Below are 23,645 nucleotides of genomic sequence, written 5' to 3'. Positions count from 1 at the left end.
CTGTCCGTTCACCGTAGCGGACACCCTATCCAGTTAGGAAGCCATGCCGGTCAGACGTGCCGACGCCGAGCGGAACCGGGAGCGGATCCTCGCCGCAGCGCGGGCGGGGTTCGCCGAGCCGGGCGCTCCGCTGTCGATGGCCGAGGTCGCCCGCCGCGCCGGCGTCGGGATGGCCACGCTGTACCGCAACTTCCCCGGACGGCGGGACCTGCTGGAGGCGCTCTACACCGACCAGGTGGACGCCGTCTGTGCGGCCGCTGCCTCGGTCGACGGGTCGCCCAGCGACCGGTTCCTCTCCTGGGTCGACCACTTCGTGGGCTTCTTCGCCAGCAAGCACGAGATCGCCGCCGAGCTGCTGGCGCAGGCCGAGGGCCCCGGCCCGGTGCTGGACCGGAGTCGGGAGCGGGTGATGGCCGCCGGCCGGCCGTTGCTCGCCGCGGCGCAGGAGGCCGGCGAGGTCCGCGGCGACCTGACGCTGGAGCAGGTGCTCGACATGGTGATCGCGGTCAGCGCGATCCACGGCGACCCCGACTACTCGCGGCCGATCCTGGTCGCCGCGCTCGATGGCCTGCGGGTCACCGGCTCGCGGCGCTGACCAGCTCGGCCGTCAGCCTCCGGACTCGGCGGCGGATGCCTCGGCGCGGGTGCGCTCGTGGTGTCGGCGGGCCTTCATCCGGTTGCCGCACGTGGCCATCGAGCACCAGCGAGCCCGGTTGGGCTTGCTGTGGTCGATGAGGAACAGCGCGCACTCGTCGTTGGCGCAGGGTCGCAGCCGCCCGGGGCCGGTGCGACGCACGGCATCCCAGGCCAGCAGTGCCCGGACGGCCAGGGCGCGGGCCGGCGGCACGTCGGTGAGGCTCCAGCTGATGCCCTCGTCCTCGATTAAGGGCGCCAGGCGCACGTCGGACAGCAGTGGTGCCAGCGACTGTGCACCCTCGTCCCCGCGAGTGATCGCTTGGAGTGCGTCGCGGGCGGCGCGGGTCGCGCCCTGTTCGGCGGCCGATCCATCGCCGCCCCGTTCCCGCAGCCAGGCTCTGCCGGGTTCGCCGTCGAGCGTGTCCCGCTGAGCGCGGTCGACGATCGGCGTCGTGTTCAGCAGCTCGAGCAGGAACGCCTCGTCGGCGGGTGAGTCGTCGACCAGCTGCATCTAACCTCCTCGGTTTGTTTGACAGGTTACACGCTGCCGTGCCAGCGTCTGTAACCACCAATCGAACTTAGAAGGGTTAGTCACCATGGCACACGTCCACCACCGCTTCGCCACCGTCGACGGCCGGCAGCTGTTCTACCGGGAGGCCGGACCGGCCGACGCCCCTGTCGTGGTCCTGCTGCACGGGTACCCGACCAGCTCGTTCATGTTCCGCGAGCTGATCCCGCAGCTGGCCGACCGGTACCGGGTGCTCGCCCCGGACATGCTCGGCTTCGGGCTGTCCGACGCGCCGCCGGTGTCGGATTTCGACTACACCTTCGACGCACTGACCGACCTGACGGCCGGCCTGCTGCGCGAGCTGGGCGTGACGCGGTACGCGGCCTACGTCCAGGACTACGGCGCCCCGGTCGGCTGGCGGCTGGCGCTGCGCGACCCGGAGGCGATCACCGCGATCGTCACGCAGAACGGCAATGGCTACGACGCCGGCTTCGTCGAGGACTTCTGGGCGCCGGTCTGGGACTACGCGCAGAACCCGAACGTCGACACCGAGGCGGCGATCCGGGGCGCGCTGAGCCTCGACGCGATCCGCTGGCAGTACCTGCACGGGGTCGCGGACGAGACCGTGGTCAGCCCGGACACCTGGCACCACGACCATGCGCTGGTCTCGCGCCCCGGCAACGACCTCGCCCAGCTGGCGCTGTTCAGCGACTACAGCACGAACCCACCGCTGTACCCGGCGCTGCACCAGTACCTGCGCGACAGTCGCGTGCCGGTGCTCGCCGTCTGGGGTGAGAACGACGAGATCTTCGGCCCGGAGGGTGCGCGCAGCTTCGCTCACGACGCTGTCGACGCCGAGGTCCACCTGCTGGACGGCGGGCACTTCCTGCTCGAGAGTGCCGGTGACCAGGTCGCCGAGCTGATCCGGGACTTCCTCGGCCGACGGCTCGCCGGAGCTGCGGCGCCGTGATCTCCGGTCAGGGGCCGGTGGGGGGCCAGTTCTGCAGGGCCACGCCGGCCACCAGCTGGAGCTCGGCACGGCTGGTGCCGCCTGCGGCCTGGACGGCGATCCCGTTGGCCACGGTCATCAGGTACCGGGCGAGCAGCCCGGGATCGACGCCGGCCGGCAGGTCGCCGTCCTCGACGGCCCGCCGGAAGCGGGCCCGCAGGTGGGTGGTGCCCTCCTCCCGCCAGGCGGTGAGCGTGTCCCGGGCCGGGCGGCCGGACTCGCCGGCCGCCAGGGACCCCTGGACGCTCAGGCACCCGGCAGGGCAGTCCGGGAGGGTGCTGGCCTCGACCGCGCCGCCGAGGAACGTGGTGGCCACCTCGTGGGCGGTCGGTTCCCCGAGTGCTCGGGCGACGTAGGACGCCGGGCCCTCGGCGTACCGGGTCAGCGCCTTGCGGAACAGCTGCTCCTTGTTGCCGAAGGCCCGGTACATGCTCGTGCGGTTGATGCCCATCGCGCGGGTCAGGTCGTCGAGGCTGGCGCCCTCGTAGCCCTGCGCCCAGAAGACCCGCACCGCCCGGTCGAGGGCCTCGTCGACGTCGAACCCGCGCGGTCTGCCGATCGGTGCCGTCCGCTCGTCCTCCACCCCTCCAGCCTACGTCTTCGGTACCGAGCGGTTCAGAAGTGCTACGGTCTCATTTGGTACCGGTCGATACCGAAGTCTCTGGAGGCAGCTGTGCAGAAGGTCGTGCTCATCACCGGCGGGACGTCGGGCATCGGGCTGGGGCTGGCCGAGGCCTTCCTGGGCGACGGAGCGTCCGTGGCCGTGTGCGGCCGAACGCGGGCGGCGCTCGACAGCTTCAGCCGGGCCCACCCGGAGGCGCTGGCCGTCCAGGCCGACGTGACCGTGCCGGAGGCAAGAGCCGCCATGCTGGACGCGGTCGCCGAACGGTTCGGCCGGCTGGACGTGCTGGTCAACAACGCCGGCACGTTCGTCGAGCGGGACTTCGCCGCGGACGACGACGCCACGGCGGCGCTCGATCCGGAGATCGCCCTGAACCTCACAGCACCGATCCACCTGACCGGCGAGGTGCTGCGGCGCTGGCCGTCCCTGGACGCGATCGTGTTCGTCACGTCCGGCTTCGCCCTGGTCTCGCCCACCCGCGCCCCCACCTACGGCGCCGTCAAGGCCGGACTGCACGGCTTCGCCGACGGGCTACGTCGCCAGCTCACCCCTCAGGGCACCCACGTGCTGGAGGTGCTCCCGCCGACCACCGACACAGCGATGAACGCCGCCCACACTGGGCCGAAGCTGTCGCCTGACGAGGTCGCCGCGGTGACGCTGCGCGCACTCCGGCAGCGGCGGCCGATGGCGCTGCCGGGCCAGACGAAGCTGATGCCGACGATGCTGCGCATCGCGCCCCGGACCCTCGGGCGGATGGTCGCGAAGCTCTGACCGTCGAGCACCGCCGCCAGCGGGATCAGTCCGTGGCGTCGTCCTCGCTGTCGGTCCAACGTTGCCACCGGTCGCCCCAGCTGCTGTCCACCCGCTCGGTGATCCACGCCTCCACGTCGGCCAGGCGCTCGTCCGCCTGTTCCTGGGTCAGGTCGCCGTCGGTGACGGCCTCGGTGACGCGCTCCTGCGCGGCCCCGACCAGGGCGTCGACCAGGGTCTCCACGTCCACGCCCCGTTCCTCGGCCACCGAGGCGAGCGTGGCGCCGTCGGCCTCAAGGGCCGTGCGCAGGTCCTCCTCCGCCATGCCCAGGGCCGTCGCCGCCGTCTCCAGGCCATGACCGCCGCCGGGGCCGCCGTGCCATCCGCCGTGCCCACCACCGACGTCGGCTGCGCCGAGGGTGGCGGCCACCTCGTCGACCTGCTCCTGGGTGAGGGAGCCCTCCGAGACCAGCCCGGCCAGCGCCTCGGTGATCCGGTCGACCCGTGAGGAGCCCGCGGCGGCGGGGTCGGTGGAGTCCGTGTCGGCCAGGGCAGGGACGGCGACGGCGGCGCCACCCACGGCGAGCAGCCCGGCGGTGGTGAGGGTGATCAGCTTCGTGCGCACGATGGTCTCCTCCGACTCCGGTCAGGCCATCCGACCGATGCCGTCAGCGTCGGCCGAGCAGCTGTGCGCACCCTGTGGTCTCCATGGGCCTCGCCTGTCGAGCTGCCCCTCACGCCGCGCGGTCAGCGTGCCCGGGAGGTGAGGCCCACCGTCAGCCCGGCGCCGACCACCGCGATGCCCAGCCACACCAGGGGCCCGGGCACGGTCCCGCCCATCGCGACGCCGGCCCCGGCGGCGGCAACCGGGGCGACGCCGGTGAGCAGGCCGGCCCGCGCGGTGCCCAGCCGGCCGACGGCGGAGTACCAGAGGACGAAGGCGACCGCGGTCGTCCCGACGGCCAGGTAGCCGACCGCGGCGAGCTCACCGCCGGTCAGCTGCGCGACCGCCGCCGGCCCCTCAGCGGCCAGCCCGAGGACGCCGAAGACCACGGCCGCGACCCAGGTGGTGTGCACCGAGACGCCCCACGCGCCGTGCCGGGTCAGCAGCGGCACGGCGAGCAGCGTGAACCCGGCCTCGCAGGCCAGGACGACGACCGCCCAGGCCAGCCCGGCGGCATCGCTGTGGCCCACCCCCTGCACCAGGCCGGCGCCGACGGTGACGACCGCGGCCGCCAGCAGCACCCGGGCCTCCGGTCGGCGTCCGGCCATCAGCGGCCCGGCCAGGGCGAGCGCGATCGGCACGCTGGCGACGGCCACCCCCAGCACGGCCGGTTCGGCGTGCTCGGACCCGCGCACCAGCGCGACGTTGGACAGCACCATCCCGGCGCCGACGACGCCCAGCAACCACGCCCACTCCGCGCCGCGTGGCCGGTGCACCGACCGCCCGGCCAGCCGGGCGAAGCCGAGCAGGACCAGGCAGGCGGCGGCGTACCGGAGCGACTGGGCGGTGAACAGCGGCGCGTCGGAGAGGACGGCGGAGACCGCCACGCTGCCGCCGACGAAGCCCATCGCCGTCGTCCCGGTGAGGACGGCGGACGTGGCCGACTGCTGCTGGGGCGCTGCCACGCTGGTCGTCATGGCTGCCATGCTGCTGACGCCACGGTCCACCGTGGAGGGCCAATCGCCGTCACCGGGAGTGGACCAATGCGCGGAGCCGACTTCCTCCAGCTCGACCCGGCGGCTGCGCCGGCGCGCGGGCTCACCGACTGGCTGACCGCGGCCGTGCGGGCCGCGGTGCTGGACGGCCGGCTGGCGGCGGGGGACCGGCTGCCGGCCACCCGGACGCTCGCCGGTGACCTGGGCATCGCCCGCGGGGTGGTGGTCGAGGTGTACCAGCGGCTGGTGGACGAAGGACTGGTGGCGGCCCGCACCGGGTCGGGGACCGTCGTCCTGCCGCGGTCGGTCGCTTCACCCAGGCGCCCTGCGGTCGCGACGCCGGCCGGGCCGGTGCGGCTGCCATTGCCGACGAACCGGCCGGCGGCCGAGGGCGAGATCGACCTGTCACCGGGCGTGCCCGACCTGGCGGCGTTCCCGCGGGCGGCCTGGCTGCGGGCAGAGCGGGCGGTGCTGCGGGAGGCGTCGGCAGCGGACCTGGGCTACGGCGACCCGCGGGGGAGCGCCCGGCTGCGGTCGGAGCTCGCCGGCTGGCTCGGGCGCACCCGCGGGTTGCGTGTCGCGCCGGAGCAGCTGCTGGTGGTGTCCGGGGTGGCCCAGGCGCTGGCGCTGCTGGCTCAGACGTTGCGGTCGCGGGGCGCGGACACGATCGGCGTGGAGGACCCGGGGTCGCGGGGCGCTCGGGAGGAGTTCGCCCACTGGGGGCTGCGGCCGGTCGGGGTGCCGGTGGACGCCGACGGGCTGGTCCTCGCGGGGATGCCCGACGTGCCGGCGGTGATGGTCACGCCGGCGCACCAGTTCCCGACCGGGGTGGTGCTGTCCCCGGCGCGGCGCCGCGAGCTGCTCGGCTGGGCACGGGACGGCGGCGGCCTGGTGATCGAGGACGACTACGACGCCGAGCACCGGTACGACCGGGCGCCGGTGCCGGCGTTGCAGCCGTCGGCGCCGGAGCACGTGGCGCACACCGGCAGCACCTCGAAGACGCTGGCGCCGGGGATGCGGCTGGGCTGGCTGGTCGCGCCGTCGTCCCTGGACGCCGACCTGGTGGCGGCCAAGCACGCCAGTGACCTGGGCAGCCCGGCGCTGCCGCAGCTGGTGCTGGCGGAGCTGCTGCGGTCAGGGCAGCACGACCGGCACCTGCGGCTGGTGCGCGGGCGGCAGCGGGCGCGGCGGGACGCCCTGGTGACCGCGCTGGCCCAGCATCTGCCGGGGGCGGTCGTCTCCGGGGTGGCGGCCGGGCTGCACGTGCTCATCACGCTCCCCGGCTCGGACGCCGACGACGTCGAGCTGGCTGCTTCCGCCCGGGACGCCGGGGTCGTCGTCCACCCGCTGTCCTGGCACCGCATGACCCCCGGCGACCCCGGCCTCGTCCTCGGCTACGCCGCCAACGCCCCCGACCGCCTCCGCACCGCGATCGAGCGGCTGGCCGACGCTCAGCCGCGGCGGCCGAGGAGGTAGCCGATCCAGACCCCGAGCAGGGTGAGCAGGCCACCGCCGGCGGCGCCGACCAACAGGGGCTTCGCCTCGGCCGGTACCCAGCCCCCCGCAGCAGCCGGGGCCGTGGCGTAGCTGACCGGAGCCGGAGCGGCGTCGGCAGGCGTTCCCGCGGGAACGTCCGCGGCGATCGGGATGACCTCGGCCACCACGTTCGGCTCCACCAGCTCCTTGTCGATCGCGGCGAAGAACTGCCCGGCCATCTTCTTCGCCACGCCGGTGATCATCCGCTGCCCCACACCCGCGACCGCGCCACCGACCACGGCGTCCGCCGAGTACGTCAGCTCCGTGCCGTCACCGGAGGGAACGAGCTTGATCTGCACGGTGGCCCGCACGGAACCCGGCCCACCGGAGCCGGATGCGTGCATGACGTAGGAGGACGGGAAGGTCAGGTCCGACAGTCGTACCTCGCCCGCGTACTTGCCGCGGATCGCGCCCACGCCCGCCGAGACGACCATCGTGTAGCTGTCCTCGCCGACCTGCTTGAGCGACTCGCAGCCCGGGATCGTCCGCGCCAGCACCGCCGGGTCGGTGATCACCGCCCAGACCTGCTCCGGTGCCGCCGAGAGGACCGCACTGCCGTCGAGGTTCACGCCATCGCTCCAGAGTCGTGGGGGGAAGAGTTGGTCACGCGCTCGGCGTCCGAGCGCACCAGGTCGTACAGCTCGGTGGGGGAGATCGGCATCGCCGCGATCCGCCGTCCCACCGCGTCCTCGATCGCCGAGGCGATCGCCGCCGAGCCGGGAATGACGCCGGCCTCGCCGGCGCCCTTGATGCCCAGCGCGTTCAGCGGCGACGGCGTCGACTGGTGGTCGATGTCGACGTCGGGCACCTCCGAGGCGTACGGCATCAGGAAGTCCATGAACGAGGCGTTGGTCAGCTGACCGTCGCGGTCGTAGGCCATCCGCTCGTACAGCGCCCCACCCACGCCCTGCGCGACGCCGCCGTGCACCTGACCCTCGACGATCATCGGGTTGATGATCGTGCCGCAGTCGTGCACCACCGCGTACTGCTCGATCGCGATCTCCCAGGTCGCCGGGTCGATCTCCACGACCACGGCGTGCGCGCCGGAGGCGAAGGTCGAGCGCAGCGGGGAGTAGTAGTCGGTGTGCTCCAGCCCCGGCGCGTCCCCGACCGCCACCGGCGGCTTGGAGTCGTCGCCCGGCCCGGCGAACTGGGTCGCCTGCCGCGCCGCCTCGTCGAAGGCGTACCGCAGCGGGTTGGACAGGACGGCGACCGTGCGCAGCGGGATCGATGCGCCCGGCGTCCCCTTCACCTGGACCAGGCCCTCGTCGATCTCCAGGTCGGCCGGGTCGGCCTCCAGCACCTCGGCGGCGATCCGCAGCGCCTTCTCCTTCACCCCGCGCGCCGCCAGCGCGACGGCGTTGCCGCTCACCACCGCGGCCCGGGAGGCGAACGTGCCGACCGCGTACCCGAAGCGCCGGGTGTCGCCGGTGGTGACCTCGACGTCCTCCAGCGGGACACCGAGCTCCGAGGCCGCCAGCTGGGCGAACACCGTCTCGTGCCCCTGGCCCTGCGAGGTCAGCCCGGTCGAGACCAGCACCTTGCCGCTGCCCAGCACCTGGACGTGCGCGCCCTCGTACGGCCCCGGCCCGGTGCCCTCGACGTAGGGCGCCATCCCGATGCCCAGCAGCTTCCCGCGCGCCTCGGCCGCGGCCCGCCGCTCGGCGAACCCGTCCCAGTCGACCAGCACCTTCAGCTTGGCCATCATCGCCGGGTAGTCACCGGAGTCGTAGATCAGCGGCCGGCCGTCCTGGAACGTCAGGCCCCAGTCGTAGGGGAACTGGTCGGGCTGGATCAGGTTCCGTTCCCGCACCAGCGCGCGGTCGATGCCGCGTTCCTGGGCGATCCGGTCCATCGTGCGTTCCATCGCGAACGTGCCCTGCGGCCGGCCGGCCCCGCGGTACGGCGTGACGATGACCGTGTTCGTGTAGACGCTGTTCACCCGGGCCCGGTAGACGGGGATGTCGTACGGGCCGCACAGCTGGGTGGCCGTGTTGATCGGCACGATGATCCCGTAGGGCGTGTACGCGCCGTTGTCGTGCCAGACGAGGACGTCGAGGGCCGTGATCCGCCCGTCGTCGTCGTACCCGACGGTGATCTCCTGCCGCTGCTGGCGCTCGTGCGCGCTGGAGATGAAGTGCTCGCGCCGGTCCTCGGTCCACTTCACCTCATGGCCCAGCAGCCGCGCGGCCATCGGCACGAGCAGCTCCTCCGGCCACGGGTGCACGATCTTCACGCCGAAGCCGCCGCCGACGTCGGGGGCGATGACCTCGACCTTCTCCATCGACAGCTCGAGCTTGGCCGCGATCGCCGCGCGCACCGAGGTCGAGGCCTGGGTGGAGGAGTAGACCCGCAGCGAGGAGTCGGCGTCGTCCCAGCGGGCGTGCACGCCCTTGCCCTCCATCGGCATGGAGGCGCTGCGCTCGAAATACTGGGTGAAGGACAGGGTGTGCGCGCTGGCGGCCAGCGCCGCCTCGACGTCGCCGGTCTCCTGGTGGTGCCGGGCGGCGACGTTGTCCGGGACGTCGTCGTGCACGGTGCGCTCGGCGGCCTCGGCCGCGTCGACGCCCACCACGACCGGCAGCTCCTCGTAGCTGACCTCGATCAGCCCGGCGGCGTCCTCGGCGATGTACCGGTCGGTGGCCACGACCATCACGATCGGCTCGCCCACGTGCTGGGCGACTGCCTTCACCAGCGGGTACCCGGTGCGCGGGGAGGTGAGCTGCGGGTGCGGGATGAGCACCGGCAGCGGCTCGGCCAGCGGGCCGGTGAGGTCCTCGTAGGTGTAGATCGCCAGCAGGCCCTCCACCCCCATCGCGGCGCTGACGTCGATGTCCAGCACCCGGGCGTGCGCGTACGGGCTGCGGACGAACGCCGCCTCGTAGGCGCCGGAGCCGATGTCGTCGAGGTAGCGGCCCTGGCCGACGATCAGTCGGGCGTCCTCGCGCCGGCGCACCGGCTCCCCGAAGAACTTGGTCGTCACCGGACCGTCCTCCCCCCGACCACCGAAATGGCCATCGCGGTGGTCATCGGGCGGCCTCGTCGCGCATGGTCGCTGCGGCATGCCGGCAGGCCTTCTTGATGTTGGCGTAGCCGGTGCAGCGGCACAGATTGCCGCCGACCATCTCGTCGACCTCCTCCTCGGTGATCTCCACCGACGGGTCCCGGGCGTCCAGGCCGGCCGCGATCGTGGTCAGGAAGCCCGGCGTGCAGAACCCGCACTGCAGCGCGTGGCACTCCCGGAACGCCTCCTGGATCGGGTGCAGCACCTGCCCGCCTTGGTGGTCCGACCGGGACAGGCCCTCCACGGTGGTCACCTGGCGGCCGTCGACCTGGACGGCGAGCACCAGGCAGGAGCGGGTCGGCTGCCCGTCGACGAGCACCGTGCACGCTCCGCAGACGCCGTGCTCGCAGCCCACGTGGGTGCCGGTCAGCCCGAACCCGTGCCGCAACGCATCCGACAGCAGCCAGCGCACCGGCACCGTGGCTTCACGTGGAACACCGTTGACGACGACGGAGATCGCCCGCTCGGTCTGCACCTCGGTCATGCGGTCTCCATCCGAGCCAGGGCCTCGGCGCCGGCGTCGGCCAGCGTTCGGGCGGTGAGGGTGGCGACCAGCAGTCGCCGGTAGTCGGCGCTGGCGTGCAGGTCGCCGTCCGGGTCGACCAGCCCACGGGCCAGCTCGCCGGCCGCCGTCCAGTCCGCGGAGTCGACCGGCTGGCCGACGACGGCGTCGGTCAGGTCGTGCACCGCAGGCACCAGACCCACCGACAGGTAGGCGGCCCGGGCCGAGCTGACCCGCCGGTCGGCGTCCAGCGTGACGACGACGCCTGCCCCGCAGACCGCGTAGTCGCCCTTGCGCCGCGCGATCTCGGCGAACGCCGTGCCCGACCGCTCCGGCAGTGCCGGGAAGAAGGCGTCCAGGACGACGGCCGGCCCGTGCACCGAGGTCTCCAGCGGCCCGAGGAAGAAGTCGCCCCAGCCGATCGTCTCGCGGCCGCCGGGCGTCGCGACCGTGACGGAGCCGTCCGTCAGCGCCAGCACCGCGGTCATCTCACCCGAGGGGTCGGCGTGCGCGATCGAGCCCACCGTCGTCCCGCGGTTGCGGATGGCCGGGTGCGCGACGTTCGCCGTCGCCCGGCCGAGCAGCGGCTGGACGCCGGCCGCCTCGGCCGAGGCCAGCAGCTCGGCGTGCCGGACCAGCGCCCCCACGCGCACGCCATCCCGGCCGGCGGAGATCTGATCGAGCCCGGGCACCCGGTTGATGTCCACCAAGGTGGTGGGCGCAGCCAGGCGCATCGAGAGCAGGGGGAGCAGTGACTGGCCGCCGGCGAGCACCTTCGCACCCTCGCCCTCCGCGGTCAGGACGTCGAGCGCCTCGTCGACCGAGGTCGGGTCGGCATAGCCGAACGGAGCGGGCTTCACCGGCTGCGGGTCACCTCCAGGCGTGGATGTGGAAGGCGTCACTCTGTCACCGCGGTCCCGCGGGACGGAAGTACCTCAGCGCTAAAACTTCTGCTCGATCTCGGCCACAGAACTACCTCACCGCTGAGACAGTTTCTCCGGTAGCGTCCCGCCAGGTGAGCGACAGTCCATCCCGGCACGTCTCCCTCCGCAGCGGCGTCTACGCCGACTCCGTCCGGCTCATGCAGGTCAGCCGCGAGATCGGTGACCGCTCCGGCGTGCACACCGTCGTCGTCGCGATGGCCACGCCGCTGAACCTCGAACTCGCCGCCGGCATGGGCCTGGCGCCCGACGGCGAGGCCAAGCCCGACCAGCTGCTCATCGCGCTGACCGCCACGGACGACGCCGAACTGGCCGCCGCGGTCGCCGCCGTCGACGCCGCGCTCACCGCCCGCGCCGACCGGGGCGAGGCGCAGACCATCCCGGCCCGCACGATCGGCGCCGGCCTGGACGGCGCCCCCGACCCGACGCTGGCGATCATCAGCGTGCCCGGGCCGTACGCGGTCGCCGAGGCCGCCGACGCCATCGCCGCCGGCCGGTCGGTGCTGATCTTCAGCGACGGGGTGCCGGTCGAGCACGAGGTCGCGCTCAAGCGGGCCGCCCACGACGCCGGGGTGCTGGTCATGGGCCCCGACTGCGGGACGGCGATCGTCTCCGGCCTCGCCCTCGGCTTCGCCAACGTCGTCCGCCGTGGCCCGGTCGGCCTGGTCGCGGCGTCGGGCACCGGCGCCCAGCAGGTCAGCTGCCTGCTCGACGCGGCCGGCGTCGGCGTCTCGCACGTGCTCGGCGTCGGCGGCCGCGACCTCTCCGAGGCCGTCGGCGGGCTGGCCACCCTCGATGCGCTGGCGGCGCTGGACGCCGACCCGGCCACCGAGCGGGTGCTGCTGGTCTCCAAGCCCCCGGCGCCCGCGGTCGCCGCCCGGGTCGCCGAGGTGGCCAAGGGGCTGTCGGTCCCGGTCCGCTCCGCTGCGCTCAGCCCGGAGCAGCCCGACCTCACCGCCGCGGTCGAGGCGCTGCTCGGTGACCTGGGCATCGCCGTCCCCGAGTGGCCCTCCCGCCCCGGGACCGCGGACGCGGTGCCGGACGGCGCCGTCCTCAAGGGCTTCTACTCCGGCGGCACCCTCGCTGACGAGACGATGCTGATCGCCGCGCCGTCGCTCGGGGACATCCGTTCCAACACCCCGCTGCGCCCCGAGCTCGACCTCGGCACCGACCTGGCCGCCCGCGGCCACGTGGTCGTCGACTTCGGTGACGACGCGCTCACCGTCGGCCGGGCGCACCCGATGATCGACCCGACCCTGCGGCTGGAGGCGATCGCCGGCCTCGCCGCCGGCGGGGAGGCCGCCGTCCTACTGCTCGACGTCGTCCTCGGCCACGGGGCCGACCCCGACCCGGCCGCCACCCTGGTGCCCGCCCTGCGGTCGGCCGGCCTGCCCACCGTGGTGGCGCTGGTCGGGACCGAGGCGGACCCCCAGTGCTGGTCGCGGCAGGCCGACGCCCTCGCCGAGGCCGGCGCCGCGGTCTTCGCCTCCAACGCCGCCGCCACCCGCTACGCCCTCAGCCTGATCGGAGACGGCCATGAGTGAGCCCCTCGGCGGACTGCTGTCCGCCCCGCCGTCCATCGTCGCCGCCGGCGTCGAGGTCTTCTCCACCGCCCTCCGGCAGCAGGGAGCGAGCGTCACCGACGTCGACTGGCGCCCGCCGGGCTTCGGCAGCCCCGACGACCTCACCCAGCTCGCGCTGGACCCGCGCCGGGCGGCCGCCAACCGGGTCGCCGTCGAGCGGGTGCTCGCCGCAGGCTCGCTGCTGGTCGACGTCCGGCCGGCCCGCGAGGTGCTCGACCTGCCCGACCGGATGCTGCTGCACTCCGGCCCGCCGCTCACCTGGGAGACCGCCTCCGGCCCCATGCGCGGCGCGCTCATCGGCGCTTGTGTCTTCGAGGGCTGGGCCACCGACGTCGCCGACGCCGAGCGGATCCTGGCCGCCGGGGAGATCGCCCTGGACCCCTGCCACCACCACCGCACGGTCGGCCCGATGGCCGGGGTGACCAGCCCGTCGATGTGGATGTGGTGCCTGGAGGACCCGGCCAACGGCGGGCAGGCCTGGTGCAACCTCAACGAGGGCCTGGGCAAGGTGCTGCGGATGGGCGCCTACAACGACGAGGTGCTCACCCGGCTGGCCTGGATGCGCGACGTGCTCGGCCCGGTGCTCCAGCGCGCCGTCCGCAGCCGGCCGGAGCCGCTGGACGTCAAGGCGATCCTCGCCCAGATGCTGCAGATGGGCGACGAGGGGCACAACCGCAACCGCGCCGGTTCGCTGATGGCGCTGCGCGAACTGTCGCCGTCCATCGTCGGCGTCGACGCGCCGGCCCAGGACATCGCCGACGTGCTGCGCTTCATCGGCGGCAACGAGCACTTCTACCTGAACCTCGGCATGCCGACGGCGAAGCTCGCGATGGACGCCGCCCGCGACGTCCCCGGGTCGTCGATGGTCACCGTGCTGTCCCGCAACGGCACCGAGTTCGGCATCCAGACCGCCGGCACGGGTGACCGCTGGTTCACCGCACCGGCCAACACCCCGGTCGGGCTCTACCTCGGCGACTACGGCCCCGAGGACGCCAACCCCGACATCGGCGACTCCGCGATCATGGAGGCCTACGGCGTCGGCGGGTTCTCCATGGCCGCGGCCCCGGCGATCGTCCGGTTCGTCGGCGGCACCGTCCCCGACGCGCTGGCGACCACCGAGCGGATGTACCAGCTGACGCTGGCCGAGAACCCGGCGATGCAGATCCCGATCATGGGCTTCCGCGGTTCCCCGACCGGCATCGACGTCCTCCAGGTCGCCCGCACCGGCTGGCTGCCGCAGATCAACACCGGCATGGCCGGACGGGTCGCCGGCACGGGCCAGGTCGGCGCCGGGCTGGTGCAGCCTCCCCAGGCCTGCTTCGAGCAGGCCCTGGCGGCACTGGCCCAGGAGTCCCGGGCGGCCTGACGGGCCTGGACGGTGCTCGTTCACCTCCCCGGGTCAGCGGGTAGTCGCCGACGGCGGTCGGTACCGGCCGCGACGACGGAGGGTGGGGCCATGGCCAGCTGCGAGGTCTGCGGGAACGACTACCGGCTCAGCTTCGAGGTGCACGCCGCCGGGGCGGTGCACACCTTCGACAGCTTCGAGTGCGCGATCCACGCCCTGGCCCCGGTCTGCGAGCACTGCGGTGTGAGGGTCGTGGGCCACGGGGTCGAGGCCGACGGCGTCTTCTTCTGCTGCGCCTCCTGCGCCCGGGTGCACGGGCAGGACAGCGCCGCGCAGTTGGTCGACCACGCCGGCCGGGCACCGGACGAGCGGTGAGCGTGGACGCCTATCCCGTCGTCCGCGCGCTCGTGCGGCCGGTGGTCCTGGGCCTGTTCCGGCCGCAGGTCGAGGGGGCCGACCACCTCCCGGCCACCGGGCCGGTCATCCTCGCCGGCAACCACCCCTCCACGCTGGACCAGTTCTTCCCCCCGGTGCTCAGCCACCGCCGGGTGACCTACCTGGCCAAGAGCGAGTACTTCACCCGCCCCGGGCTGCTCGGGCGGGCGATGCGCCTGCTGCTGGAGAGCATCGGCATGGTCCCGCTGGACCGCGGCGGGGCCACCGCCGCCGAGGCCGCCCTGCGGCGCGGCCGGGAGGTGCTCGCCGGCGGCGGGGTGCTGGGCATCTACCCGGAGGGCACCCGGTCGCCGGACGGCCGGCTCCACCGCGGCAAGACGGGGGTGGCCCGGCTGGCGCTGTCCACCGGGGCCCCGGTCGTGCCCATCGCCGTGATCGGCAGCCGGGCGCTCATGCCCCCGGGTGCCCGGCTGCCCCGGCCCGGACGGGTGGCGGTCCGGATCGGCGAACCGCTGGACTTCTCCGGCCACCCGGGGCCGGCCGACGACGGGGCGGCGCTGCGCGAGGTCACCGACCGGGTCATGGCCGAGCTGCAGCGGTTGTCCGGCGCCGAGTACGTCGACCGCTACGCCGCCGAGGTCAAGGCCGAGGGTCGCGGCCGCGCGGCCTGACCCGCCGGCGCCCCGTGCTCAGCCGGGGACGCGGACGGCGAGCAGCGCCACGTCGTCGTCGACCCGCCCACCGAGCTGGCCCAGCAGGTCGTCGCAGAGCCGGTCGAGGGGCTCCCGCCCGGTTCGGCTCAGCTCGCCGACCAGCCAGGCCAACCCGTCGTCGAGCGGTGCACCGCGTCGCTCGATGAGCCCGTCGGTGTAGAAGAGCAGCGTGTCGCCGGGGCACAGCCGCACCGTGTGGTCGGTGCGTGGGGCGCCGGGGGCGATGCCGAGCAGGCTCTCCGGCGTGCGGTCGAGCAGCACGACCCCGCCGTCGGCCCGTGCCAGCAGCAGTGGTGGATGGCCGGCGTTGGACCACCGGAGCAGCCGTGTCCCGTACACCGCGTCCTGCGCCCGCGCGTCGATCCGGGCGGCGGTCACGGTGACCAGGGTCTGCAGCCCCAACCCGGCGAGCACCTCGTCCAGCGCACTCAGCACCGCGGCCGGGGACCCCGGGGAGCGCTGGGCGATCGCCTGCAGCATCGCCCGGACCTGGGCCATGGTGGCGGCCGCCGGGGCGTCGTGCCCGGCGACGTCCCCGATGACCAGCATGGTGCTCCCGTCGGGGAGGGAGAAGGCGTCGTACCAGTCGCCCCCCACCTGGGTGTGCCGGCTGGCCGGCAGGTAGCGCACGGCCGACTCCAGGCCCGCCACCCGCGGCGGCGGGCCGAGCAGGTTGAGCTGCAGCGCCTCGGCCGTCCGCAACGCGGCCTCGGTGGTCGCCGCCTGCGCGCTCAGCCGGGCCAGCTGGGCCTCGCGGCGCAGCCGGAGACTGCAGGCGCCCACCGCCAGGACGCCGCCGCCCGCCACCGCGAGCAGCCGGACGACCTGGGGGAGCATCGTGCTCGCGGTGTACTGCTGGTCGTAGACGCCCAGCAGCGCCGCGAGGACGAGGGCCAGGACGGCGTAGCCGACCGTCCCCCGCCGGCTGAGCGTCGTCGCCGCCAGCAGGGGGGCCATGACCATCAGGCCGAGGATCACCTGATCGGGCCCGCTGACGACATCGGTGACGGTCACGACGGCCAGCACCCCTGCGGGCAGTGCCCGCTGCAGGCGTTGGGACCTGGTCACCGCGGCAGCTCCTCGTTCATCCGGTCTCCCCCCGCGGGCCCGGCGCAGCGACCAAGGTAGCGAACCGACTGGTCAGGCTCGCGCACCCGAGGAGTGTGAGCGATATCGGCCACGGGGCAGGCGCACCACCGGTCCACCGGGTGCACAGTGGATGGTGCACCCAACTACCTGGAGGACCGCTCATGCCCAGCGTCTACACCGCTGTCGCCACCGCCACCGGTGACGGCCGCAACGGCCACACTCGCTCCTCCGACGGTCTGATCGACCTGGACCTGGCCACGCCGAAGGAGATGGGTGGCGAGGGCGGCGCCACCAACCCCGAGCAGCTGTTCGCCGCCGGCTACGCCGCGTGCTTCCTGTCCGCGCTGAAGATGGTGGCCCGCAAGCAGAAGGCGCCGATCAATGACGCCGGGGTCACCGCGGAGGTCGGCATCGGGCCGAACGACGCCGGCGGCTTCGGGCTGGAGGTCGCCCTGCACGCCGAGCTCGGCGGCGTCGACCAGGCGACCGCGGAGCAGCTGGTCGAGGCCGCCCACCAGGTCTGCCCCTACTCCAACGCCACCCGCGGCAACGTCCCGGTCACCCTGGAGACCACGGTCGCCTGACGGAGCACGGGATCGCGGCTGAAGGCGCCGGCCGGGGCCTGACCCGGCCGGCGCCGTCGCTCAGGCCTTGACGATGGCGGCGACCGGGCCGCCGCCGGAGGGGCCCTGGTGCACCGCGGCCACCGACACGAACACCGCCGGGTCGCCGGTCACCGACGCGGCGACGCCGCCGACGGTGGCCTTGATCTGCCGGTGCCAGAAGACGTCGGAGTCGTCGAGCATCGCGTTGCGCCGGCCGCGCACGTAACCGGTCGGGTCGGCCTCGCACTTGAGGAAGACGTTGACCAGGTTGCCGTCCAGGTCGGAGGTGTGCGGCCGCTCGGGCAGGTCGAGGCCGGCGTCCCGGATGGCGTTCCAGATGCCGTCCTGGTCGAGGGCGTCGGTCATCACCGAGTGGCCGATCCGGTAGTTGCCGCCGTGCCCGCGGGCGTTGCCGACGACGATGATCTGCGCCCGGTCCAGCTCGACGCCCGAGGAGCAGGAGGCGACCGCGCTGAACAGGTCGAAGTCGCGCATCACCTGCTTCTGCTCCGGCATCTCGATCTCGCCGAGCGCCAGCGCGATGCCCAGCGCCGTCGTGCCGTTGGAGAGGTCCATCGAGCCGTGCGGCTCGTCGTAGTAGGTCTCCTGCCCGCGGGACTTGGCCTCGCGGATCGTCTCGATGGTCAGCAGCGGCGTCTTCGTCTGCACGTAGTGGACGTCGGCCGGGTCGGTGATGCCCGCCTCGGCCATCGCCCGGCGCACGCCCTCGGCGACCTTCTCCACCATGGTGAGCCGGCCGATGTCCTCGGGCAGCAGCACCTCGCTCATCGCGAACCCCACGGTCAGCCGCGGCTCGTCGGTCTTCTCCACCGAGTCCTCGGGCAGCGTGGCGAAGATCGTGGCGTGCGGGCTGATGACGCCGTCCGTGCCGCCGGACCACACGATCGGAATCTCCCCGATCTCCTCCTTGCTCCGCGAGCCCTTCTCCATCAGCACCTCGCGGAACGCGCGGTCGGCGATGATCCGGGTGTAGTCGTTCACGCCGCCGTTGCCCTCGGTCTTGCCGATGACGGCGATGACCCGGTCGGCCTCCATGACGCCGTCGTCGATGAGCTTGGCGAGCTCGGAGGCGTCGCTGACGTTGTGCAGCGGGACCTTGCGGACCTCGATCGGTGCGGGCATGTCTTCTCCTTCTATGCGGTGACGACGGTGCCGACGTCGTCACGGGCGACGGCGTCGGAGATGTGGGGCAGTGCGGTGATGACGGCGCGAGCGCCCTGACGGCCGTCCCCGGAGTCGGTCACGAACCGGAGGGCGGCCTCGACCTTGGGGCCCATGCTGCCGCGGGCGAACTGGCCGGACTCGGCGTGGGCACGCATCTCGGCGACGGTGACCCGGGCCAGCGGACGGGACGCCGGAGTGCCGAAGTCGACCATCACATGCGGGACGTCGGTGGCGATGACCAGGGTGTCCGCGCGCAGCTCACGGGCGAGCAGTGCGGCGGTGAGGTCCTTGTCGATGACGGCCTCGATGCCGATCAGGGCATCGCCGCCCGCGGGTCCCGGGACCACGGGCACGCCGCCCCCGCCGGCGCAGACGACCACGAACCCGGCCCCGCTGAGCGCCGAGATGGCCGGGACGTCGACCACCGACAGGGGCTCGGGCGAGGCGACCACCCGCCGCCAGCCGCGCTCACCGCGGTCCTCCCAGTTCTGCCCGAGGTCGATGAAGCGCTGGGCCTCGTCCCGGCTCAGGTGCCGGCCGACCGGCTTGGACGGCGTCGCGAACCCCGGGTCGGCGGGGTCGACGAGGGTGCGGGTCACCAGCGCCGCGGTGCGCTGGGGCGAGCCGAGGGCGGCCAGTGCGGCGTCCAGCTCGTCGGCGAGGGTGAACCCGATGGTGGCCTGGGTCTGGGCGACGTTCCAGTCCAACGGGACCGGTGGGACCACGTGCGCCGCCAGCTCGTTCTTGACCAGCAGGTTGCCGACCTGGGGGCCGTTGCCGTGGGTGAGCACCACCTCGGCGCCGGTGGCGACGACGGCGGCGATGTGCTGGGCGGCCGCGGCGATGGCCTCGCGCTGGGCGCGGGGCGTGGCGGAGCCGTCGGCGCCGGTCATCGCGTTGCCGCCCAGGGCGATGACGACACGACGGGGGAGGGCCATTGCGTGACCCTAGCGGGGAACTGCCTTAGCGGTGAAGTACTTCCGCCAGATCAGGCGGCGGCTGCGCTCCCGGGCCGGAGAAGGACCGCCGGGCGCTCGGCGGTGTGGAGCACCCGGACCGGGTCGGCCGGCTGGTCCCAGGTCTCGGCCAGCGCGGCGATCGCCGCCAGGGCCTCGTCGTGCAGCCGGGCGATGGCGGCCAGGCCGGCGGCAGTCGCCTCCTGGACGACGGTCTGTGGGCCGAAGGGGACGGCGTCGTCCCTGTCGGTCGGGGCCTCGAGGGCAGCCGGAGCGGTCACGCCCCCCTCATCGGCAGTCCACGACCGGATCGACACCCACCGTTCCCGGACTTCGTCGTCGAGCTGACGGAGTCAGCGGCGCCAGAAGTCGAAGCGGTCTCGCCCAGGCCGGAAGCCGGCCTGCTCGACGACGTCGACCGCCAGGTCGAACCGCTGACCGACCAGGTGCGGCTGATGGCCGTCGCTGCCGAAGCTGACCGCGTCACCACCCTCCTCGCGGTACCAGCGGAGCAGCTCCACCGACCACAGCGGGCTGGTGGTGTTCACCTCGAGGGCCCGGCCGCCGGCCGCCAGCGCCCGGAACACCGCTCGGTACTCCTCCTCGAACACCGCCTGCGGGTACTGCTCCCGGCCGCCGGGCCAGTAGCGCCGCGGGTAGTCGCAGTGGGCCAGCACCTGGAAGACGTCGCTGCTCTGGATCATCGCCACCATCTCGGTGAGGTACCGGCGCATCGTGGCGATGACATCGATGCCCGGGGCGTGCAGCAGCCGGTTGACACCCATCAGCCGGCCGTCGACCGGCAGCGAGTGCAGGGAGCCGAGGACCCGGTCGACCGGGGAGGCACCCAGGTGAGCAGCCACGCTGGCCCCGAACAGGTGCGGCTCGCCGGCCTCGACGCCGGACCACACCCGCAGCGTCGGGAAGCGCTGCCGGGCCTCCCAGATCGTCTCGGCGTAGAGGTCGACGTCGATCGGCAGCTGGTTGGCCGGGTGCCGGTCGGTGAGCCCCTGCGCGGTGGCCCGGTCGGCGGCGTCCCAGACGGTGAAGTCCAGGTGTTCGGTGAAGGCGATGGCCGGGAGGCCGATCTCCACGGCGCGCTCGCAGGCGCGCAGCAACGACGCTCGTGGGCCGGTGTCCCAGGAGAACTCGGAGTGCACGTGGTTGTCCGGCGGCAGCATCGAGACCCATCCAACCGGTCGTCCACAGCCACCGCACGCCCAGGTCCGGAGATGTCGGTGCCGCCGCCTACGGTCGGGGGCATGAGCACCGCTGTGGAGACCGATCTGGCCGATGAGGCGCTCGGCGTCCTGCGCGAGCTCACCGGCCGCGCCGACGCCGTCTTCCGCGAGGGTCAGGACGCCGCCGTCACCGCGCTCGTCGAGCGGCACCAGCGTGCCCTGGTCGTGCAGCGCACCGGCTGGGGCAAGTCCGCGGTCTACTTCGTCTCCACCGCCCTGCTGCGCCGCCGCGGTGCCGGCCCCACGCTGTTGGTCAGCCCGTTGCTCGCGCTGATGCGCGACCAGGTGGCCGCAGCCGCCCGCGCCGGGATCAAGGCCGTGGAGATCTCCAGCTCCAACGTGACCGAGTGGGACGACATCAACGCCCGGCTCGCCGCCGACGACGTCGACGTCCTGCTGGTCTCCCCGGAGCGGCTGACCAACCCGCGTTTCCGGGACGAGCAGCTGCCCAGCCTGGTCGAGCGCTGCGGGCTCCTCGTGGTCGACGAGGCGCACTGCGTCTCCGACTGGGGGCACGACTTCCGGCCCGACTACCGCCGCATCCGCGACCTGCTCGGTCAGCTCCCCGCCGGGACTCCGGTGCTGGCGACGACCGCCACGGCCAACGAGCGGGTGGTCGCCGACGTCGCCGAGCAGCTCGGCGCCGGCGGCGTCGAGGTGACCACGGTCCGCGGCCCGCTGGCCCGGGACTCCCTGCGGCTGGGCGTGCTGCGGCTGGACACCGACCGCGCACGGCTGGCCTGGCTGGCGGCGCACATCGGCGACCTGCCGGGCAGCGGCATCGTCTACACGCTCACCGTGGCCGCGGCCGAGGAGACGGCGGCGCTGCTCCGCGACGCCGGCCACGAGGTCCGCGCCTACACCGGGCGGCTGGACGACGCCGACCGCAAGGACGCCGAGGAGGCACTGCGGGAGAACCGGGTGAAGGCCCTGGTCGCCACGTCGGCGCTGGGAATGGGCTTCGACAAGCCCGACCTGGGGTTCGTCGTCCACCTGGGCGCGCCGTCGTCCCCGGTGAGCTACTACCAGCAGGTGGGTCGCGCCGGCCGCGCCGTCGCCAACGCCGACGTGCTGCTGCTCCCGGGTCCGGAGGACATCGCGATCTGGCAGTGGTTCGCCACCTCCTCCATGCCCCGGGAGGACCACGCCGCCGCGGTCCTCACCGCGATGGCCGACGGCAAGGCCTGGTCGGTGGCGAGGCTGGAGACGGTGGCCGACGTGCGCCGCTCCCGGCTCGAGCTGCTGCTCAAGGTGCTCGCGGTCGACGGCGCGGTGGAGCGGGTGCAGGGCGGCTGGCGTTCCACCGGCGTCCCGTGGGTCTACGACGCCGAGCGGTACTCCCGGGTCACCGCGACCCGGGAGGCCGAGCAGCGGTCGATGCTCACCTACGCACGGCCCGTCGACACCGCCGAGTGCCGGATGGCCTTCCTGCAGACCGCCCTCGACGACCCGACCGCCAGCCCCTGCGGGCGCTGTGACGTCTGCGCCGGCCCCTGGTACCCCACCGACGTGCCGGCAGGCGCAGCCGAGGCGGCCTCCGCCCGGCTGGACCGGCCCGGCGTGGAGCTCCCGCCGCGGGCCCAATGGCCCACCGGCGCCGACCGGCTCGGGGTCGAGGTCAAGGGCAAGATCGTGCCGGGTGAGCAGATCGCCACCGGTCGGGCCGTGGCCCGGCTGACCGACCTGGGCTGGGGCCAGCGCCTGCGCACCCTCCTGGGGGACGACGGGGTCGGCGGCGTGGCCACGCTGGCTGAGGACCTCGAGGCGCCCTCGATCGAGGAGGACCCGGACGCCGCCTACGAGGTGAGCCACCGGGTCATGCGCCCCGGCCTGCGCAACGACGCACCACCGGACGCAGAACTGCTCAAGGCCTGTGCCCGGGTGCTCGGCGCCTGGGACTGGGCGCAGCGCCCCGCCGGCGTGGTGGCGATGCCGTCCCGGAGGCGGCCCGCCCTGGTCGCGGGCGTGGCCCAGGGGCTGGCGCAGCTCGGGCGGCTGCCCTACCTGGGAGCCCTCGACCTGGCCCACGGCGGTCCCACCGGCGGGCCGGGCGGCAACAGCGCCTTCCGGCTGGCCGGGGTCTGGCAGCGCATCGTGGTCGGGCCGGAGCTCCGCGCCCGGCTGGCCGAGCTCGGCGACGCCCCGGTCCTGCTCGTCGACGACCTGGCCGACTCGCGCTGGACCATGACCGTCGCCGGCCGTGAGCTGCGGCTTGCGGGGGCCGGCTCCGTCCTGCCGTTCGTGTTGGCCCTCAGCGCCTGAGGGAGCGACCCCGACCTCTGCCTTCCACTGAGGTCGGGGAGTCGACGAGGTTGTCCACAGGTTTTCGAACACCTGTGCGAAACCGGGGGTAGTCTCCCTGCATGTCGCTCGCGCACCAGCCCTCCATCTGGGACGTGGCCGAGGAGGCCGCGCTCACCCCGCTCCTGGGGCGGGTCGAACGACACCCGCTGACCCGGGGTGCCTGGGTGGACCACCTCCCCGGCTGGGTCGAGGGCTCCGACACCGTGCTCGACGTCCTGTTGGGCGACATCGGCTGGCGGGAGGACCGCCGGCAGATGTACGACCGCGAGGTGGCCGTCCCCCGGTTGCTGCGTTGGTACGGAGCGGGTGAGGCGCTGCCGCACGCCGTGCTCACCGACGCCCGCGCGGCCCTCGACGCGCACTACCGCGCGGAGCTGGGCGAGCCGTTCGTGACGGCGGGCATGTGCCTGTACCGCGACGGGCGCGACAGCGTCGCCTGGCACGGCGACCGCATCGGGCGCAGCCGCACCGAGGACACGTTGGTCGCCATCGTCTCGTTCGGCTCGCCCCGGCCACTCCTGCTGCGGCCGGTGGGTGGCGGCGAGAGCCGGCGCTTCACCCTCGGGCACGGCGACCTGGTCGTGATGGGCGGTTCGTGTCAGCGCACCTGGGAGCACTGCATCCCGAAGACCACCAAGCCGGTCGGTCCCCGCGTGAGCGTCCAGTTCCGCCCCCGCGGGGTGGCCTGAGCAGCGTTCTCCCTGCTCAGCAGCGCGTCCGAGCCATTCCAGGACCCCTCCGGGGACCCCCCTGCAGAGCCCCTCTGAGGGCGTGTATCGTTCTCCATGCACCAAGCGAGAACGGACCGGGCCGCAAGGCCTGGGAAACCGCCGGAAGAACCCCCGAGGTTCACCCGCTGCGGAACTTGGTGTAAAGTGGAAATCACCGCCACGGAGAACGGCCAAGAAATTGGTCGGGGAACGTGCGCGTCCGCTCCTTGAGAACTCAACAGCGTGCCGAAAGTCAGTGCCAAGTAACAAATCCCCCTTCGGTGTCTTCGG

General features: G+C 73.8%; 24 protein-coding genes. 11 read left to right on the top strand and 13 right to left on the bottom strand.

Annotated features, from left to right (window positions below; genetic code table 11):
- Positions 1-43 precede the first annotated feature (43 nt).
- On the top strand, positions 44-595 hold the full coding sequence (locus tag O2W20_RS00120; RefSeq protein ID WP_269169724.1) for a TetR/AcrR family transcriptional regulator: 552 nt from the start codon (positions 44-46) through the stop codon (positions 593-595).
- Between the two features lie 12 nt (positions 596-607).
- Here the strand turns inward: O2W20_RS00120 and O2W20_RS00115 are convergent, their stop codons facing one another.
- Positions 608-1,147: a CGNR zinc finger domain-containing protein gene (locus tag O2W20_RS00115; RefSeq protein WP_269169723.1), complete on the bottom strand. Its 540-nt coding sequence runs from the start codon at positions 1,145-1,147 to the stop codon at positions 608-610.
- Between the two features lie 85 nt (positions 1,148-1,232).
- Here O2W20_RS00115 and O2W20_RS00110 point away from each other — a divergent pair, with 85 nt between their 5' ends.
- A complete protein-coding gene (locus O2W20_RS00110; RefSeq protein ID WP_269169722.1) occupies positions 1,233-2,114 on the top strand; it encodes an alpha/beta fold hydrolase in 882 nt (293 codons plus the stop codon).
- 7 nt (positions 2,115-2,121) lie between these two features.
- Here O2W20_RS00110 and O2W20_RS00105 read toward each other — a convergent pair whose 3' ends face one another.
- Entirely contained in the window at positions 2,122-2,736 is a 615-nt protein-coding gene (locus O2W20_RS00105) for a TetR/AcrR family transcriptional regulator (RefSeq protein ID WP_269169721.1), read from the bottom strand.
- A gap of 90 nt (positions 2,737-2,826) precedes the next feature.
- On the opposite strand from O2W20_RS00105, the gene O2W20_RS00100 reads away from it, so the two are divergent.
- A complete protein-coding gene (locus O2W20_RS00100; RefSeq protein WP_269169720.1) occupies positions 2,827-3,546 on the top strand; it encodes an SDR family NAD(P)-dependent oxidoreductase in 720 nt (239 codons plus the stop codon).
- Between the two features lie 25 nt (positions 3,547-3,571).
- On the opposite strand, the gene O2W20_RS00095 is transcribed toward O2W20_RS00100, so the two are convergent.
- Positions 3,572-4,150 (bottom strand): hypothetical protein, encoded by a 579-nt coding sequence (locus O2W20_RS00095; RefSeq protein ID WP_269169719.1) that lies wholly within the window; start codon positions 4,148-4,150, stop codon positions 3,572-3,574.
- Between the two features lie 122 nt (positions 4,151-4,272).
- A complete protein-coding gene (locus O2W20_RS00090) occupies positions 4,273-5,166 on the bottom strand; it encodes a DMT family transporter (RefSeq protein ID WP_269169718.1) in 894 nt (297 codons plus the stop codon).
- Positions 5,167-5,232: 66 nt separating this feature from the next.
- Between O2W20_RS00090 and pdxR the strand changes: the two genes are divergently transcribed.
- Positions 5,233-6,660 carry a MocR-like pyridoxine biosynthesis transcription factor PdxR gene (pdxR, locus tag O2W20_RS00085; protein WP_269169717.1) on the top strand — a complete coding sequence of 476 codons (1,428 nt, stop codon included), beginning with the start codon at positions 5,233-5,235 and terminating at the stop codon, positions 6,658-6,660.
- Here pdxR and O2W20_RS00080 read toward each other — a convergent pair.
- The 4 genes from O2W20_RS00080 to O2W20_RS00065 are packed head-to-tail and all read right to left on the bottom strand — an operon-like array spanning position 6,636 to position 11,146.
- Positions 6,636-7,289, bottom strand: a complete 654-nt coding sequence (locus O2W20_RS00080; protein ID WP_269169716.1) for an SRPBCC family protein — start codon at positions 7,287-7,289, stop codon at positions 6,636-6,638. The genes pdxR and O2W20_RS00080 overlap by 25 nt on opposite strands.
- A complete protein-coding gene (gene cutA, locus O2W20_RS00075; RefSeq protein WP_269169715.1) occupies positions 7,286-9,703 on the bottom strand; it encodes an aerobic carbon-monoxide dehydrogenase large subunit in 2,418 nt (805 codons plus the stop codon). Before cutA ends, O2W20_RS00080 begins: the two co-directional genes overlap by 4 nt.
- Before the next feature lie 43 nt (positions 9,704-9,746).
- A complete protein-coding gene (locus O2W20_RS00070; RefSeq protein WP_269169714.1) occupies positions 9,747-10,268 on the bottom strand; it encodes a (2Fe-2S)-binding protein in 522 nt (173 codons plus the stop codon).
- Positions 10,265-11,146: an FAD binding domain-containing protein gene (locus O2W20_RS00065; protein WP_269169713.1), complete on the bottom strand. Its 882-nt coding sequence runs from the start codon at positions 11,144-11,146 to the stop codon at positions 10,265-10,267. The genes O2W20_RS00070 and O2W20_RS00065 overlap by 4 nt, the downstream gene beginning before the upstream one ends.
- A 155-nt stretch (positions 11,147-11,301) precedes the next feature.
- On the opposite strand from O2W20_RS00065, the gene O2W20_RS00060 reads away from it, so the two are divergent.
- The 4 genes from O2W20_RS00060 (at position 11,302) to O2W20_RS00045 (ending at position 15,222) form a co-directional block, all read left to right on the top strand.
- Positions 11,302-12,771, top strand: a complete 1,470-nt coding sequence (locus O2W20_RS00060; RefSeq protein WP_269169712.1) for an FdrA family protein — start codon at positions 11,302-11,304, stop codon at positions 12,769-12,771.
- Complete coding sequence (locus O2W20_RS00055) at positions 12,764-14,176, top strand: DUF1116 domain-containing protein (protein WP_269169711.1); 1,413 nt, start codon at positions 12,764-12,766, stop codon at positions 14,174-14,176. Before O2W20_RS00060 ends, O2W20_RS00055 begins: the two co-directional genes overlap by 8 nt.
- 90 nt (positions 14,177-14,266) lie before the next feature.
- A complete protein-coding gene (locus O2W20_RS00050; RefSeq protein ID WP_269169710.1) occupies positions 14,267-14,530 on the top strand; it encodes a hypothetical protein in 264 nt (87 codons plus the stop codon).
- A 2-nt stretch (positions 14,531-14,532) separates the two neighbouring features.
- The gene (locus tag O2W20_RS00045; RefSeq protein WP_269169709.1) at positions 14,533-15,222 is read left to right on the top strand and encodes a lysophospholipid acyltransferase family protein; all 690 of its coding nucleotides are present in this window, start codon (positions 14,533-14,535) and stop codon (positions 15,220-15,222) included.
- Positions 15,223-15,240: 18 nt separating this feature from the next.
- On the opposite strand, the gene O2W20_RS00040 is transcribed toward O2W20_RS00045, so the two are convergent.
- A complete protein-coding gene (locus O2W20_RS00040) occupies positions 15,241-16,332 on the bottom strand; it encodes a PP2C family protein-serine/threonine phosphatase (RefSeq protein WP_269169708.1) in 1,092 nt (363 codons plus the stop codon).
- A 182-nt stretch (positions 16,333-16,514) separates the two neighbouring features.
- Here O2W20_RS00040 and O2W20_RS00035 point away from each other — a divergent pair, with 182 nt between their 5' ends.
- Positions 16,515-16,937: an organic hydroperoxide resistance protein gene (locus O2W20_RS00035; RefSeq protein WP_269169707.1), complete on the top strand. Its 423-nt coding sequence runs from the start codon at positions 16,515-16,517 to the stop codon at positions 16,935-16,937.
- 60 nt (positions 16,938-16,997) lie between these two features.
- Here O2W20_RS00035 and O2W20_RS00030 read toward each other — a convergent pair whose 3' ends face one another.
- From O2W20_RS00030 to O2W20_RS00015, 4 genes are all read right to left on the bottom strand, one after another.
- Positions 16,998-18,101 (bottom strand): ring-opening amidohydrolase, encoded by a 1,104-nt coding sequence (locus tag O2W20_RS00030; protein WP_269169706.1) that lies wholly within the window; start codon positions 18,099-18,101, stop codon positions 16,998-17,000.
- 11 nt (positions 18,102-18,112) lie between these two features.
- On the bottom strand, positions 18,113-19,081 hold the full coding sequence (locus O2W20_RS00025) for a carbamate kinase (protein ID WP_269169705.1): 969 nt from the start codon (positions 19,079-19,081) through the stop codon (positions 18,113-18,115).
- 50 nt (positions 19,082-19,131) lie between these two features.
- The gene (locus O2W20_RS00020) at positions 19,132-19,380 is read right to left on the bottom strand and encodes a hypothetical protein (RefSeq protein ID WP_269169704.1); all 249 of its coding nucleotides are present in this window, start codon (positions 19,378-19,380) and stop codon (positions 19,132-19,134) included.
- Between the two features lie 72 nt (positions 19,381-19,452).
- Entirely contained in the window at positions 19,453-20,280 is an 828-nt protein-coding gene (locus O2W20_RS00015; RefSeq protein WP_269169703.1) for a PHP domain-containing protein, read from the bottom strand.
- Between the two features lie 81 nt (positions 20,281-20,361).
- Here O2W20_RS00015 and O2W20_RS00010 point away from each other — a divergent pair, with 81 nt between their 5' ends.
- Both O2W20_RS00010 and O2W20_RS00005 read left to right on the top strand, forming a co-directional pair.
- Positions 20,362-22,602 (top strand): RecQ family ATP-dependent DNA helicase, encoded by a 2,241-nt coding sequence (locus O2W20_RS00010; protein WP_269169702.1) that lies wholly within the window; start codon positions 20,362-20,364, stop codon positions 22,600-22,602.
- A 101-nt stretch (positions 22,603-22,703) separates the two neighbouring features.
- The gene (locus O2W20_RS00005) at positions 22,704-23,333 is read left to right on the top strand and encodes an alpha-ketoglutarate-dependent dioxygenase AlkB (protein ID WP_269169701.1); all 630 of its coding nucleotides are present in this window, start codon (positions 22,704-22,706) and stop codon (positions 23,331-23,333) included.
- The last annotated feature ends 312 nt before the right edge of the window (positions 23,334-23,645 follow it).

The sequence above is a fragment of the Modestobacter sp. VKM Ac-2982 genome, assembly GCF_026967935.1.
Taxonomy (GTDB): domain Bacteria; phylum Actinomycetota; class Actinomycetes; order Mycobacteriales; family Geodermatophilaceae; genus Modestobacter.
The sequence above is the reverse complement of the archived record's forward strand: the minus strand, read 5'-3'. Positions and strand labels throughout refer to the sequence as shown.

Bases quoted from the DNA above. Each gene is read 5' to 3' on its own strand.
- O2W20_RS00120 (WP_269169724.1), top strand. From the start codon at position 44: ATGCCGGTCAGACGTGCCGACGCCGAGCGGAACCGGGAGCGGATCCTC.
- O2W20_RS00115 (WP_269169723.1), bottom strand. From the start codon at position 1,147: ATGCAGCTGGTCGACGACTCACCCGCCGACGAGGCGTTCCTGCTCGAG.
- O2W20_RS00110 (WP_269169722.1), top strand. From the start codon at position 1,233: ATGGCACACGTCCACCACCGCTTCGCCACCGTCGACGGCCGGCAGCTG.
- O2W20_RS00090 (WP_269169718.1), bottom strand. From the start codon at position 5,166: ATGACGACCAGCGTGGCAGCGCCCCAGCAGCAGTCGGCCACGTCCGCC.
- pdxR (WP_269169717.1), top strand. From the start codon at position 5,233: ATGCGCGGAGCCGACTTCCTCCAGCTCGACCCGGCGGCTGCGCCGGCG.
- O2W20_RS00070 (WP_269169714.1), bottom strand. From the start codon at position 10,268: ATGACCGAGGTGCAGACCGAGCGGGCGATCTCCGTCGTCGTCAACGGT.
- O2W20_RS00055 (WP_269169711.1), top strand. From the start codon at position 12,764: ATGAGTGAGCCCCTCGGCGGACTGCTGTCCGCCCCGCCGTCCATCGTC.
- O2W20_RS00050 (WP_269169710.1), top strand. From the start codon at position 14,267: ATGGCCAGCTGCGAGGTCTGCGGGAACGACTACCGGCTCAGCTTCGAG.
- O2W20_RS00035 (WP_269169707.1), top strand. From the start codon at position 16,515: ATGCCCAGCGTCTACACCGCTGTCGCCACCGCCACCGGTGACGGCCGC.
- O2W20_RS00030 (WP_269169706.1), bottom strand. From the start codon at position 18,101: ATGCCCGCACCGATCGAGGTCCGCAAGGTCCCGCTGCACAACGTCAGC.
- O2W20_RS00025 (WP_269169705.1), bottom strand. From the start codon at position 19,081: ATGGCCCTCCCCCGTCGTGTCGTCATCGCCCTGGGCGGCAACGCGATG.
- O2W20_RS00015 (WP_269169703.1), bottom strand. From the start codon at position 20,280: ATGCTGCCGCCGGACAACCACGTGCACTCCGAGTTCTCCTGGGACACC.
- O2W20_RS00010 (WP_269169702.1), top strand. From the start codon at position 20,362: ATGAGCACCGCTGTGGAGACCGATCTGGCCGATGAGGCGCTCGGCGTC.
- O2W20_RS00005 (WP_269169701.1), top strand. From the start codon at position 22,704: ATGTCGCTCGCGCACCAGCCCTCCATCTGGGACGTGGCCGAGGAGGCC.